General features: G+C 69.9%; 13 protein-coding genes. 4 read left to right on the forward strand and 9 right to left on the reverse strand.

Annotated features, from left to right (window positions below):
• The first annotated feature begins 70 nt into the window (after positions 1-70).
• The 3 genes from ACFV7R_RS13200 to ACFV7R_RS13210 all read left to right on the forward strand — a co-directional run bounded on the left by ACFV7R_RS13200 (position 71) and on the right by ACFV7R_RS13210 (position 2,408).
• Positions 71-1,465 (forward strand): hypothetical protein, encoded by a 1,395-nt coding sequence (locus tag ACFV7R_RS13200; protein WP_385263157.1) that lies wholly within the window; start codon positions 71-73, stop codon positions 1,463-1,465.
• 130 nt (positions 1,466-1,595) lie between these two features.
• Positions 1,596-2,180, forward strand: a complete 585-nt coding sequence (locus ACFV7R_RS13205) for a DUF4383 domain-containing protein (RefSeq protein WP_385263158.1) — start codon at positions 1,596-1,598, stop codon at positions 2,178-2,180.
• A gap of 9 nt (positions 2,181-2,189) precedes the next feature.
• Positions 2,190-2,408, forward strand: coding sequence for a zinc ribbon domain-containing protein (locus tag ACFV7R_RS13210; RefSeq protein WP_385263160.1), 219 nt, complete (start codon positions 2,190-2,192; stop codon positions 2,406-2,408).
• 95 nt (positions 2,409-2,503) lie between these two features.
• Here the strand turns inward: ACFV7R_RS13210 and ACFV7R_RS13215 are convergent, their stop codons facing one another.
• The 3 genes from ACFV7R_RS13215 to ACFV7R_RS13225 all read right to left on the reverse strand — a co-directional run bounded on the left by ACFV7R_RS13215 (position 2,504) and on the right by ACFV7R_RS13225 (position 7,105).
• The gene (locus tag ACFV7R_RS13215) at positions 2,504-3,316 is read right to left on the reverse strand and encodes an HAD family hydrolase (protein ID WP_385263162.1); all 813 of its coding nucleotides are present in this window, start codon (positions 3,314-3,316) and stop codon (positions 2,504-2,506) included.
• Positions 3,316-5,793, reverse strand: a complete 2,478-nt coding sequence (locus ACFV7R_RS13220) for a phosphoribosyltransferase (RefSeq protein ID WP_385263163.1) — start codon at positions 5,791-5,793, stop codon at positions 3,316-3,318. Before ACFV7R_RS13220 ends, ACFV7R_RS13215 begins: the two co-directional genes overlap by 1 nt.
• A 142-nt stretch (positions 5,794-5,935) precedes the next feature.
• A complete protein-coding gene (locus ACFV7R_RS13225) occupies positions 5,936-7,105 on the reverse strand; it encodes an HpcH/HpaI aldolase/citrate lyase family protein (protein WP_385263164.1) in 1,170 nt (389 codons plus the stop codon).
• A gap of 206 nt (positions 7,106-7,311) precedes the next feature.
• Here ACFV7R_RS13225 and ACFV7R_RS13230 point away from each other — a divergent pair, with 206 nt between their 5' ends.
• Positions 7,312-8,199, forward strand: a complete 888-nt coding sequence (locus ACFV7R_RS13230; RefSeq protein ID WP_385263165.1) for a TerD family protein — start codon at positions 7,312-7,314, stop codon at positions 8,197-8,199.
• A gap of 27 nt (positions 8,200-8,226) precedes the next feature.
• On the opposite strand, the gene ACFV7R_RS13235 is transcribed toward ACFV7R_RS13230, so the two are convergent.
• The 6 genes from ACFV7R_RS13235 to ACFV7R_RS13260 form a co-directional block, all read right to left on the reverse strand.
• The gene (locus tag ACFV7R_RS13235) at positions 8,227-8,964 is read right to left on the reverse strand and encodes a Tellurium resistance (protein WP_385263167.1); all 738 of its coding nucleotides are present in this window, start codon (positions 8,962-8,964) and stop codon (positions 8,227-8,229) included.
• A 121-nt stretch (positions 8,965-9,085) separates the two neighbouring features.
• Positions 9,086-10,228, reverse strand: coding sequence for a DUF475 domain-containing protein (locus tag ACFV7R_RS13240; RefSeq protein ID WP_385263168.1), 1,143 nt, complete (start codon positions 10,226-10,228; stop codon positions 9,086-9,088).
• 57 nt (positions 10,229-10,285) lie between these two features.
• Complete coding sequence (locus tag ACFV7R_RS13245) at positions 10,286-10,861, reverse strand: TerD family protein (RefSeq protein ID WP_385263170.1); 576 nt, start codon at positions 10,859-10,861, stop codon at positions 10,286-10,288.
• 107 nt (positions 10,862-10,968) lie between these two features.
• Entirely contained in the window at positions 10,969-11,544 is a 576-nt protein-coding gene (locus tag ACFV7R_RS13250) for a calcium homeostasis/redox stress adaptation protein (RefSeq protein ID WP_129800861.1), read from the reverse strand.
• Between the two features lie 114 nt (positions 11,545-11,658).
• A complete protein-coding gene (locus ACFV7R_RS13255; RefSeq protein ID WP_385263172.1) occupies positions 11,659-12,117 on the reverse strand; it encodes a peroxiredoxin in 459 nt (152 codons plus the stop codon).
• A gap of 141 nt (positions 12,118-12,258) precedes the next feature.
• On the reverse strand, positions 12,259-12,696 hold the full coding sequence (locus ACFV7R_RS13260; RefSeq protein WP_165396382.1) for a DUF3052 domain-containing protein: 438 nt from the start codon (positions 12,694-12,696) through the stop codon (positions 12,259-12,261).
• Positions 12,697-12,848 lie beyond the last annotated feature (152 nt).

Raw genomic sequence — 12,848 nt, forward strand, 5'->3', positions numbered from 1 at the left:
CCCGTGTGTTCGTCCTTAACCGGTGGGAGAATGACACCGGGCAGGGCGGATGACAACACGGGAGAGGGATGTGACGGCGACACCACCTCAGCCGGAATCGCCGTCGATGCCGCGCGCGCACCGCCCTGTGCAGGTGTCCGCCGCGGTCCGTGACGCCCTCACCCTCATGAGCCTGCCCCTGGTCGCCGCCCTCGCGCTGCCGGCCGCGTTCGCCGGTGGCGGCACCCGGCGGTGGTTCGGCGGGCGTGCCGAGAGTCAGCGTGCCGAGGCACAGGCCGCCAAGGACGCCGCCGCGGCCGCCTTCTACGAGCTCGACACCGCCCAGCGTGATCTGCGGATCTCCATCGAGACGATCGCAGCCGTCGACGACTCCCCCGCCGCCCGCCGCGCCGCCGCCGACTTCGAGGCCCTCGGCCACCGCATCGACGAGGCCAGCCACCGCTACATCGAAGCCGTCGACGCCCACGACCTCGACCGCGACGACCTGGAGGCCTCGGCCGCCGGCCGTGCCCGCACCGAACTGACCCGGGCCAAGGACGAGCTCGGCCGGGTCAAGCAGGACCTGGACCGGTTCGCGGACGGGCTCGGTCCGCTGCTCGGCAAGGCCGAGACCCAGCTCGCCCGGCTGGCGCCCGCCGTCGAACGCGCCCGGCAGTCACTGCTCGCCGCCTCCAACGCCCTTGACACGGTACGAGGATCAGGGCTGCGGGCGGACGATCTCGCCGCCCGCCTCGCCGCCCTCGCCCCGGAGCTGACCAAGCTGAACCAGGGCGCCGGACAGCACGGCGTACCCCAGACGCTCGAGCGGGCCGAGCGCGTCGCCCGGGAGGCCGAGGCGATCCGCGCGGAGGCCGAACGGCTGCCGGAGCGGGCCGCCGAGATCGACCACCGGCTGGTCTCCCTGCGCACCCGCGCACAGGCCCTCACCACCCGGGCCGGTCAGGTGGAGCCGGTGCTGAGCGAACTGCGGCGGCGGTTCACCCTCGCCTGCTGGCAGGACCTCCAGCACGTGCCCGGGCAGGCCGCCGAGACCGTACGGCAGGCCGAGCTGAAGCTGACCGAGGCGCAGGCCGCGCGCGACGCCCAGCGCTGGCCGGACGCGACGGCCCTGCTGTCGACGGCACGGGCACTGCTGAACTCCACCGACGAGGCCGTCTCGGCCGCCGGTGACCGGCTGCAGCGGCTGAACGCCGTGCAGAAGGACCCCCAGCAGGAGATCGACCGGACCCGGTTCGCGATCCGGGACGCACAGCGGTTGGCCATGGCCGGACGCCACACCCCGGACCCGCGTCACGCCCGCCCGCTGGACGACTCCGTCGGCCGGCTGGAACGGGCGATCGCCACGCTGGACGGCCGCCACCCGGACTACTGGCACTTCCTGACCGAGACGGAGGCGGTGCGGCAGACGGTGGCCAGGGTGGTCGCGCAGATCCGGGAGGAACGCGGGGGCACCACCGGTCACTGAGCCGCGGGCTGGTCGCTGACCTGCTGTGGCGCCCGGATGCGGTCCGGACGTGTTGCCCGGCGGGGCAGAGCGGGCAGATATTGAAGGGAAAGGGAAGTATGGCCTCCGCTCACGCCCAAGGGAGGCGGACATGGCCACACACGCAGAGCACGGGGGAACACGGCAGCGGATCCGGTTCGACGATCATCTTCCCGTCGACCACCGCCTGAACCAGGTCTACCGCGTCGGCGCGGGCCTGATGGGTCTGGTGCTGATCGCCTTCGGCATCCTCGGCCTGATCGGCAAGGTCGGCTTCTTCGACACCCGCGGCGACCAGGTCGCGGGCCTGAACACCAACGGTGCGCTCAGCGTCCTGTCGATCTGCGTCGGGCTGCTGCTCTTCGTCGGCATGGTGATCGGCGGGAACTTCGCCTCGACGCTCAACATGATCGTCGGCGTCGCCTTCATCCTCAGCGGCTTTCTGAACCTGGGGCTGCTGGACACGGACTACAACTTCCTCGCCTTCCGCATCCAGAACGTGCTGTTCAGCTTCGTGTTCGGTGTGGTGCTGATGTTCTTCGGGATGTACGGGAGGGTCGGCTCGGCACTGCCGCACGACAACCCGTACTGGCGGGCCCGCCATCCCGACCTGGTCGAGCAGGAGCCACGGGAACGGTCGCGGGCGGCGGCCGTGGCGCGCGACGAATCCCGGCGGCCGCCGGAGAGCGCCCGTTAACCTGTGCGTATGCCTCGCTACGAGTACCGCTGCCGGACCTGCGGCGACACCTTCGAACTGAGCCGCCCCATGGCCGAGTCCTCCGCCCCGGCCACCTGCCCGACGGGCCACGACGACACGGTGAAGCTGCTGTCGACCGTGGCGGTGGGCGGCTCGGCCGCCGCCCCTGCGCCGGCTCCGCGAGCCGGCGGCGGGGGCGGGTGCTGTGGCGGAGGCTGCTGCGGCTGACGGCGTGGCCGGGGCGCGACCGCCAACCCCTACGGCCGTGCCCGGACGCGGCCGCTACCCCGCCTACTGCCGTGCCCGGACGCGGCCGTCACCGCCTACGGCCGCTCCCGGGACGCCCGCAGGAACTCGCGCAGGATGCGCTCCCCGGCCAGTACCCCGCGCTCGGGCAGAGAGGTGATGTCGGGCGCGCTCCACCCGCTGTCGGCCAGCTCGCCGTGCCCCGGACGCCAGCCCTTGTCCACCGCGAGCAGCAGGTCGGCGTCGAGAAGGGAGTCGCCCGCGGCGAGCGTGAGGTCGGCGCCGGTGCGGAGGGCTATCTCCCGCATGGCCGCGCTCTTGGTGAGCGGCTTCGGCACGGCGTAGATCTTGCGGCCCTGCAGGGAGACCGTCCAGCCGCGGTTCTCCGCCCACACCGCGAGTTCCTTCACCCAGTCCTCGGGGAGCAGCTCGCGCTCGACGACGAGGTAGGCGAAGAGGTCGTCGGCGACCCGGTGCTTGCGCACCCAGACCGGGTCCGCGGCCCTCAGCAGATGTTCCTGCACCTCGGCCAGCGACGCGCACTCGTCGGCCAGGCGGGCCGTCACGCGCGCGTACCAGTCGGGGTCCGACACCCCGTCCACCAGGAGGTGCCCGCCGTTCGCGCAGATCGCGTACTTCGGCGTGGGGCCGGGGAGGTTGATGCGGTGGTACTGCTTGCGGGTGCGGGTCGTGGTCGGCACGAAGACCGCGGAGTCGGCGAGGTCCGCGAGCAGTGCCGCCGACGTCTCGGTCATGTACGAGAGCGGCTTGCTCTCATGCACCTCGACGCACAGCAGCCGTGGCGCCCGCGCGTCCGGCATCGTCAGCGACAGGGCCGCTGCGGAGTAGATGAGCGTACGGTCGAGGTCGCTCGCCACCAGCACCGGCATCAGACAGCCACCGCCTTTCCGTCGGCGCCCGTCGCGCCGCGCGTGTACTTGGGATGGATCAGCCCCACGCAGGTGTAGGGGAGCTCGGCGACCTCCTCGACCGGTACCCCGCGCTGCTCGGCGAGCAGCCGGACGTGGTCCAGGTCGGGGCCGGCGCCGGCGCGGGCCAGGATCTTCCACGGCACGCGGCGCAGCAGGACCCGCGTGGTCTCGCCGACGCCGGGCTTGACGAGGTTGACGTCGTGGATGCCGTACTCCTCGCTGATGCGCTCGACGGCCGCCCAGCCTTCCCAGGTCGGGGTGCGGTCGGCGGCCAGCAGTTCCTTGACGGCGGCGTCGACCGCGTCCGCGGCCTCGTCGAAGCAGGCGGAGACGGCGTCGAGGAAGGCCGTGGAGACGTCGGCGCCGGCGAGTTCGCGGTAGAACTTGGCGCCGTGGAAGTCGTTCGGGCCGACCAGGTCGGCTCGCAGCACGGTGCGCGATATCAGGCCGGACACCGTGGAGTTGAGGCAGGCGGACGGGATGAGGTAGTCCTCGCGGGTGCCGTAGGTCCGGACACAGGAGCCGGGGTCGGCGAGCACGGCGATCTCCGGGTCGAAGCCGGTGACGCCTTCCGCTTCCTCGAACTCGCGCAGTGCCGCGGCCAGCTCGCGGGTGATGGCGCCCTTGCCCGTCCAGCCGTCGACGAAGACGACGTCGCGCGGGTCGTGCCGGGCGGCCAGCCAGCGCAGCGCGTTGGCGTCGATGCCGCGGCCACGCACGATGGACACGGCGTAGTGGGCCAGGTCGAGACCGTGCCGGTGCTGCGCCCAGCGGCGCATCAGGATGCCGACGGGTGTGCCCGCGCGGGCCAGCGAGACCAGGACCGGGCGCGGCGACCTTTCGGCGAGGACGGTCTCGGTGACCACTCCGACGGCGTGGGCGATGCGCGCCGCGGAGGTCTCCAGGGCGGCGTGGAAGAGCTGCTGGTACTGCTCGCTGGGCTGGTACTCCACCGGCAGGGACTCCGCGTAGTGCGCGCCGCCCCTCTGGATGGCCTCCTCGCGCTCCTCGGTGGGTGCTTCCAGCGTGACGTCCGACAGGTCCTGCAGCAGCCAGCCGACCTCTTCGGGCGAGTACGAGGAGAAGGCGGGGCCGCGAAGGGGCTCGGGCAGCATGGCGGGCCTTTCGGAGGCATGCGCGGCCTCGGGAACGTACGACGGTACGACCGCGAGCAGAACGTGCGGGGTGTGGGCGGCAAGCTGGGTGAGGAGCCCGTCGGGTGCGTGCAGTGCGGGGGTGTCGGCGGTCGAGTCGACGACGGCGACGACGGCGTCGAAACCGCCGCCCGCGACGTTGTAGGCGTAGCGCTCGCCGGGGCCGTCGGCCGGGTTGTCGTGCGCCGGGAAGACCAGGCGGGTGCGTATGGCGTAGCCGGGGTCGTCGACGGCGAGGACGGGCGAGCGGGTCGTGGTGGAGAACCGTATGTCGGCGGACGGGACGAGGTGTTCCAGCTCGCGGGCGAGGCGCAGCGGCGCGTACATCAGCTCCTCGCAGCCGAGGACCAGCACGCGCCGGGCGCCCGGCGGCAGGGCCTCCGCGAGGCGGGCGCCCATGGCGGGCAGAGCGGCCTCCAGGCGCCTGCGGTGGGCGGCGGTGAAGCCGTGCCGGCCACCGTCGGGCACCCCGGCGGGCCAGCGCAGCTCGACCCGGGTGACGGCGCCCGCGGAGCCACGGGCACCCACCGGCCCCGTCTGTTCGTGTGCGGCGACCAGGGCCTGGCCCTTCTCCAGTACGCCGTCCGGCAGGCGTACGGCCCCCTGGGCCGTTGCGACGAGGTCCACGCGGGCGCCTATGTCGTCCGCGAACTCCGCGAGGCGGTCCTGGTCGGTGGGCGAGCGCATGTCGACCAGGGCGACGACGACGTACCGGCCGCGGGGGTAGCGCTCGTGCAGGGCGCGCAGGGTGTTGAGGACGGTGTTGCCGGTGGAGAACTCGTCGTCGACCAGGACCAGTGGCCCGTCTCCGGCGAGCAGTTCCGGGTCCTCGGGGAGCAGCAGATGGGAGGTGGCGTGCGAGTGGGACTCCTCGAAGCCGCCGGCCTGCGCGACGCCGGGCACGGGGCGCCGGGTGGAGTGCAGGTACGGGGCGAAACCGAGGCCGTCGGCGACCGCGTGGCCGAGCCCGGTGGCCGTCTCCGCGTACCCGACGACGACCGCGGCGCTCGCCCCGGCGTCCCCCAGCAGCTCCCGGACCCTCCGCCCGAGGGCGAACCCGGAGCCGTAGACGACCGACGGGGACTGCGGTACGTGCTTGCCGAGCACGTTCGACACGAGCAGGTGCGCCCGCTTGGGGTTGCGTCGCAGGGCGAGCCCCAGCAGGTCGGCCAGCGTGTCGTCGCCGACGAGTTCGACTCCGAGCCGCTCGGCGACCCAGGTCCCGGACCAGGTCCCGTTCCCGTCGGCTCGGTTGTCCCCGTTGTTCACTGCCTTGTCCATGCGTTCCTTGTGTTCACCGGTGTTCGGCACCTTGTGTTCGGCGGCTTCAGTGGTTTCGGCGGTTCTTGGTGGTTTCAGCTATTCCCGGCGGTTTTTTCAGCTATTTCGGGGTTTTCAGGCGTTCCGGTGGTGCCCGGCGGCATCAGCCGGGGATTCCCGCAGCCAGCAGCTCCACGAAGCCGATGTCCTCGTTGGCCACGCCGAACACCTCGGCGCGCAGCAGCGTCCGCTCGGCCCAGGCGCGGTGCGGCTTCACCTCGTTCATCTTGTTCGTGTACGCCGACCTCAGCACGCCACCGCCCAGCCGCTCCGGCCGCAGGATGTCCTGGGCGTCGCTGAACTCCTCGTGACTGACCACCGACAGAGCGTGTACCGGCAGCACGTGCGAGGGATGGATGCAGGTCTTGCCGAGCAGACCGTTGGCCTGATCCAGCGTAATCTCCCGCAGCAGCCCGTCCATGGCGTGCTCGATCAGCGCCTCGCGCAGTTCCTCGGCCTGTCCCTCCAGGAAGGGGCTGCGCCGCAGCTGGGGCTTGAACATACGTTCCTGCACCCGGAAGTACTCCCACACCGGCCCGGTCACCGTGAATCCGGTGCCGTCGGCCCGCCCCAGCATGTTCACCACGTCGGCGATCACGGAGGCGACGATCTGGACGTCGTAGGCGGTCATGTCGGAGGGCCTGCGCAGCCCGTACGAGGAGCAGAAGTCCGTCACACCGAGGCGCAGCGCGAGTACACGGTCGCGGTACTTGTCGACGGCCCGGAAGATGCCCTCCAGGGTCTCGACCCGCGACTCGCGGTACAGCAGCTCGGGCGACTCCAGCACCGGCATGGCGTAAAGCCGCTGCCCGCTCGCCGCCTCTGCGGTGGCCACGGCCTCCAGGAAGGGGATGCCGCGTTCCTCCGTGAACTTCGGCAGTACGAATCCGGACAGCAGCCGGACGGCGGGGCCGAGGCGGCGGACCAGGTCGGGGATCTGCCCGGGGGTGCGGACGCGGATGAACAGCAGGGGCAGATCGGTGTCGTCGGCGCGGCGGGCGAGCTCGGTGAACTGGCGGACGAGGTTCTCCTCGCCCGCGCCGACGTCCGCGTCGTCGATCGAGTCCTCCAGGCACAGCACCATCGAGACCACGCCGCGTCCGGTCTGCTTGACGATGTCGTCGGCGAGCCGAGGGCGGGTCGCCGGACTGTACAGCGTGGCGCCCAGAGCCGCGGAGAGCAGCCGGGCCGGGGAGCCGGCGGTGAAGTCGCACGGCTCCTGATGGAAGAGGCGCTGCCGCACCTCAGGGGCGATGTGCCCGAAATGACGCATAAAGCTCCCCCGTGGTGACTGAGCGGCCGATGTGCCGAGTAAAGGTGGCCGGTAATAGTACGTAGAAGGCCATGTCAGGGGTTCCCGCTGGGCATGAATTTCAGGTAACGCAGGGCAAGCAGGGCCATGTCGGCGGCACTGCGGGGCGGCCCCGGAACCCCGACCCCGCGTTGTCGTGACCAGGACGGAGAGGGCAGGATGACCGCATGACGCACGCGATGCTGAAGGGGTCGAACGTCCCGCTCGAAGCCACGACGGTGCGCGCCGTGCTGCGCTGGATGCCCGGGCAGGGGGTCCCGGATGTCGACGCCTCGGCGCTGCTCCTCGGCCCCGACGGTCGTGTGCGCTCCGACGAGGACTTCGTCTTCTACAACCAGCCCCGGCACCCCTCCGGGAAGGTCTGGCGGCTCGGCAAGAAACGGGTCACCGAAGCCCTGACCGACACGATCCAGACAGACCTGTCCGGTGTCGAGTCCGACGTCAGCCGGATTCTGCTGGTCGCTTCGGCGGACGGCGTCGCGTTCGACTGCGTACAGTCACTGCGCATTCTGCTGTACGACGCGGCTGCGCCCGACGGTGAGCCGCTGGCCTACTTCGACGTCAAGCCGGAGACCGGTGAGGAGACCGCACTGATCTGCGGTGAGCTGTACCGGCGGGGCGAGGGGTGGAAGTTCCGGGCACTCGGCGAGGGGTATTCCAACGGCCTCAAGGGGCTGGCGACGGACTTCGGGATCTCGGTGGACGAGTCGGAAGCCGCTCAGGAGCCTGCCCCGGCCGCCGACACCACGTCCGCTGCGGCGCCCCGGTCGGCACCCGAGGTGTCGCGTCCCCTGCCCCCGGAGCAGCCGACGACGGCCGCACCCGCGCAGACCGCACAGCCTGCGTACGGGTATCCGCCGCAGCAGCCCGCGGCAGCGGCGAGTCAGCCGGCGTACGGATATCCGCAGCCGACCAGCCAGCCTGCGTACGGGTATCCGCAGCCCGCTCCGGCGACCGCGCAGTCCGGATACGGATATCCGCCACCGGTGCCGGCCGCCGCACCGGACCCCGACTTCCGGCTGCCGCCGCAGGGGCCGCAGTTCATCGGGCGCTGAGCGCTCCGCCGGAACTCCGGCACGCGCTCAGCGCTGCGACTTCGTCTTGTGCCCCCGCCCCCACTGCAGCCCCCATCCGTACAGCCGGTCCAGCTCCGCCTGGAAGCCGTACACGAACTTCACCTCGCGTCGGACCCACACCTCGTTCTTGACGTTCTCGATCATCACCACGGCGCAGGAGCGGGCCTGGGGGTGGCGTTCGTCGAGGCCGATCTCGATGCGGGGGCCGTTGCTGGGGTAGAGGGTCACGATGGCGTGGGTGCGGTCGAACGCGGGGGTCTGGTCGTAGATGTAGACGAAGACCAGGAGGCGTTTGATCGCCTCGCGGTGGTCCAGGTTGACGTAGATCGTCTCGCCCGACGCCGAGCCGAAGCGGTCGTCGCCGCTGAGCTTGACGTAGGGCGGTGCGTTGACGTCACCGAAGTAGCCGCCGAGGGGCTGGACCACGCCCCTGGTGCCGTCCTGGAGCTCGTACAGACACCCCAGGTCGAGGTCGACGTTGACCATGCTCTGGCTGTGGCCCACGACCTCCGGCGGCTTGAGCGCCTTGAACGGGTGCCGCAGCAGACTCTCCCGCTGCGGCCCGCCTATGTCGGAGCTGCGCATCCGCCACGCCAGGTTGATCCGCAGATGCCCGTTCGCCGCCCCCTGCTTGGTGAGGGACACCTGGCTGTGCCGTTTGGTCAGTTCGATCGCGTTGGTGGCCGCGTTGCCCGAGTCGAACTCGGCCGCGCGTCCGCGCCAGAGCCCGTCCAACAAGCCCATTTCCGCCCCCATATTCGCTTGCCCCACACCTGCGCCTGACAGACCGGCGGGGCGGCCGCCGAGGACATCCAGCCGTCCTCAATGACCGCCCCGCACAGAGCGTTCCTCACCCGGAGGGGTGTCACACCCCGGACGAGACCTCAGTCTTCTCGTCCGAGCCCGCTTCTCCCTCGGCCGCTGCCAGCGCGCGGTTGCGGCGCACGGAGGACCAGAAGGAGGCGGCGATCAGCACGACACCGACCAGGCCGGTGATGATCTCGGAGATCTCGTACTGGATGGTGACCAGCAGGATGACCGCGAGCGCACCGATGGCGTAGTGGGCGCCGTGCTCCAGGTAGACGTACTCGTCGAGGGTGCCCTGGCGGACCAGGTAGACGGTCAGCGACCGGACGTACATGGCACCGATACCGAGGCCGAGGGCCATCAGCACGATGTCGTTGGTGATGGCGAACGCGCCGATCACACCGTCGAAGGAGAAGGACGCGTCCAGGACCTCGAGGTAGAGGAACATGAAGAACGCGGCCTTGCCGGCCAGCAGGACGGCGGACTTGGGCTTGCCGGTGCGCTTGGCCTCTTCCTCCATCTCGTGCTCGCGCTCCTCCTCTTCCTCGAGCTTGTCCTCGAAGAAGCCGGAGAGACCGCCGACGATCATGTACGTGATGAGGCCGGCGACGCCGGAGAGCAGGACGGTCTCCGCCTTGTCCGCGGGCCCGGCGTGCAGATGGGCGTGGGTCGCGAAGGTCATCGAGGTGATCAGCAGGACGATCAGCGCGATGCAGACCGACAGCATGTCGACCTTGCCGAGCTTGGCCAGCGGCCGCTCCAGCCAGCCCAGCCACTTGATCTCCCGGTCCTCGAAGATGAAGTCCAGGAAGATCATCAGCAGGAACATGCCACCGAAGGCCGCGATCGCCGGGTGGGCGTCGGTGACGAGCTCCTGGTAACGATCCTTGTCGGTCAGCGCGAGGTCGACGGCCTCGATCGGACCGAGCTGTGCACTGATGGCGACGATGACGACGGGGAAGATCAGCCGCATACCGAAGACGGCGATCAGGATGCCGATGGTGAGGAAGATGCGCTGCCAGAAGGCGTTCATCTTCTTCAGGATTCCGGCGTTGACCACTGCGTTGTCGAAGGACAGCGAGATCTCGAGGATGGAGAGGATCGCCACGATGCCGAAGGCGGTCCACCCCCCGTAGAAGACCGCTGCGACTAGACCGAGCGCGGTGACCGCGAACGACCAGCCGAAGGTTTTCAGAACCACTGGCTACCCAATCCCTTGTGTACGGGTATACGGGTCTCCCCCGCGCCGTACCCGGCTTTACGAAACGTTGACCCCAAAGTCTAGAGCGATGCCCCGCAGCCCCGACGCGTACCCCTGTCCTACCGCACGGAACTTCCATTCTCCCTGGTAGCGGTAGACCTCGCCAAAGATCATGGCGGTCTCCGTGGAGGCGTCCTCACTGAGGTCGTAGCGGGCGAGCTCCTGGCCGTCGGCCTGGTTGACCACCCGGATGAAGGCGTTGCTGACCTGGCCGAAGGTCTGGCCGCGCTCGTCGGCCATGTGGATCGAGACCGGGAAGACGATCTTGTCGCACTGGGCGGGCACCTTGGAGAGGTCGATGAGGACCGACTCGTCGTCGCCGTCGCCCTCACCGGTGAGGTTGTCGCCGGTGTGCTCCACCGAGCCGTCCGGGCTCTTGAGCTGGTTGTAGAAGATGAACCACTCGTCGCCCAGCACCCGTCCGCTGCTGCACACCAGGGCGCTGGCGTCGAGGTCGAACGGGGCTCCGGTGGTGGAACGCGCGTCCCAGCCGAGCCCGACCATCACCTGTGTGAGGTTCGGCGCGGCCTTGGACAGGGAGACGTTGCCCCCCTTGGCGAGCGTGACGCCCATGATGCTGGTCCTCCCCTGGGTGCTGCTGCCTGATGTGGTTGTCCTGCGCGTCCGGCGCCGCACGCAAACGCGCGGCGCCGGACAGGACCTTGCGGCGGGGGCGTGGCTCAGACGTTCACGCCGAAGTCCTGCGCGATGCCGCGCAGGCCGGAGGCGTAACCCTGGCCGATGGCGCGAAACTTCCACTCCGCGCCGTGGCGGTACAGCTCGCCGAAGACCATGGCGGTCTCGGTCGAGGCGTCCTCACTGAGGTCGTACCGCGCGATCTCCGCACCGCCGGCCTGGTTCACGACGCGGATGAACGCGTTGCGGACCTGGCCGAAGGACTGCTGGCGGTTCTCGGCGTCGTAGATCGAGACCGGGAAGGTGATCTTCTCGATCTCGGCCGGGACGGCGGCGAGGTTGACCTTGATCTGCTCGTCGTCGCCCTCGCCCTCACCGGTGAGGTTGTCGCCGGTGTGCTCCACCGAGCCGTCCGGGCTCTTCAGGTTGTTGAAGAAGATGAAGTGCTGGTCACTGCTGACCTTGCCCGAGTTGTTCAGCAGCAGCGCGCTCGCGTCGAGGTCGAAGTCCGTGCCGGTCGTGGTGCGCACGTCCCACCCCAGACCGACGATGACCGCGGTCAGGCCCGGGGCCTCCTTGGTCAGCGATACGTTGCCGCCCTTGCTGAGGCTGACTCCCACGAGTCCCTCCATTGGTGTCCGGGGGCGGGAAGCCCCGTCGTGCGTTGCTATCGGATCAAACGAGTCGATCCTAGTGACGGGTTCCCGGCCCTCGTAGGGCCTTGAACCGAAGAATCACAGGGTGTCGAGCGCCTTGACGTACTCGTTCAGATCACGGGCGTCCGGGAGCCCGTTGCGGACGGTCCAGCGGACGACGCCGTCCTTGTCGATGACGAAGGTGCCGCGCACCGCGCAGCCCTTGTCCTCGTCGAACACGCCGTACGCGCGCGAGGTGGCGCCGTGCGGCCAGAAGTCCGACAGCAGGGGGTACTCCAGGCCCTCCTGCTCGGCGAAGACGCGCAGGGTGTGGATGGAGTCGTTGGAGACGGCGAGCACCTGGGTGTCGCGGTCCTCGAACTTCGGGAGGTTGTCCCGGACCTCGCACAGCTCGCCGGTGCACACGCCGGTGAAGGCGAAGGGGTAGAAGAGCAGGACCACGTTCTTCTCACCGCGGAAGTCCGAGAGCCTCACGTCCCGGCCGTGGTTGTCCTTCAGCTCGAAGTCGGGCGCCTTGTCGCCGACCTGGATGGCCATCGTGCATCCCTTCGGTGGGGCTGTTCGGGTGGACCCACCCTACGCAGAGATCACCGAAGAAGCGCCGGACGGGCTGACCGACCAGCCCGTCCGGCGTTCGAGGACGAGGCCGTTCAGCCCGTCCTGACGTTCAACGAACAGTCACCGCTTGGACTTCGCGGCCTTGGGCGTCGCCAGGCGGCTGCCGCTCCAGTCCTTGCCGACGCTGACGCTCTTGGACGCCGTCAGTCCCGCCGTGGTCGCGGCTTCCGAGATGTCGCTCGGCTCCACGTATCCCGTACGGCCGGTCTTCGGCGTGAGGAGCAGGATCGCGCCGCCTTCCTCGATGTACGTGGTGGCATCCACCAGCGCATCCGTCAGGTCGCCGTCGTCGTCACGGAACCACAGCACGACGGCGTCGGCCACGTCCTCGTAGTCCTCGTCCACCAGATCGCCCTCGATGGCTTCCTCGATGGCCTCGCGGAGCTCCTGGTCGACGTCGTCGTCGTAGCCGATCTCCTGGACCACCTGCCCGGGCTGGAACCCCAGCCTGGCGGCAGGGTTCGTCCGCTCCTCCGCGTGGTCCGCGGTCGCGCTCACGGGTTGCCTCCTGATCATGTCTTGATGAATATCTCAGCCACGCGCGTGCGCGAAGCATTGGCCGTAGTCCACACGGGCGGGGCGGATCGCGCAAGTACCCGGCGGTTCGGGCCGCCTAAACGGTGACGATCCCGGCCGTGTCGCCGCAACTC

Origin of the sequence: Streptomyces sp. NPDC059866, from assembly GCF_042731325.1 — a bacterium.
Classification (GTDB): domain Bacteria; phylum Actinomycetota; class Actinomycetes; order Streptomycetales; family Streptomycetaceae; genus Streptomyces; species Streptomyces flavusporus.

Excerpts from the sequence above, each read along its gene's own strand:
- ACFV7R_RS13205 (WP_385263158.1), top strand. The coding sequence starts at position 1,596 with ATGGCCACACACGCAGAGCACGGGGGAACACGGCAGCGGATCCGGTTC.
- ACFV7R_RS13210 (WP_385263160.1), top strand. The coding sequence starts at position 2,190 with ATGCCTCGCTACGAGTACCGCTGCCGGACCTGCGGCGACACCTTCGAA.
- ACFV7R_RS13215 (WP_385263162.1), bottom strand. The coding sequence starts at position 3,316 with ATGCCGGTGCTGGTGGCGAGCGACCTCGACCGTACGCTCATCTACTCC.
- ACFV7R_RS13220 (WP_385263163.1), bottom strand. The coding sequence starts at position 5,793 with ATGGACAAGGCAGTGAACAACGGGGACAACCGAGCCGACGGGAACGGG.
- ACFV7R_RS13225 (WP_385263164.1), bottom strand. The coding sequence starts at position 7,105 with ATGCGTCATTTCGGGCACATCGCCCCTGAGGTGCGGCAGCGCCTCTTC.
- ACFV7R_RS13230 (WP_385263165.1), top strand. The coding sequence starts at position 7,312 with ATGACGCACGCGATGCTGAAGGGGTCGAACGTCCCGCTCGAAGCCACG.
- ACFV7R_RS13235 (WP_385263167.1), bottom strand. The coding sequence starts at position 8,964 with ATGGGCTTGTTGGACGGGCTCTGGCGCGGACGCGCGGCCGAGTTCGAC.
- ACFV7R_RS13245 (WP_385263170.1), bottom strand. The coding sequence starts at position 10,861 with ATGGGCGTCACGCTCGCCAAGGGGGGCAACGTCTCCCTGTCCAAGGCC.
- ACFV7R_RS13255 (WP_385263172.1), bottom strand. The coding sequence starts at position 12,117 with ATGGCCATCCAGGTCGGCGACAAGGCGCCCGACTTCGAGCTGAAGGAC.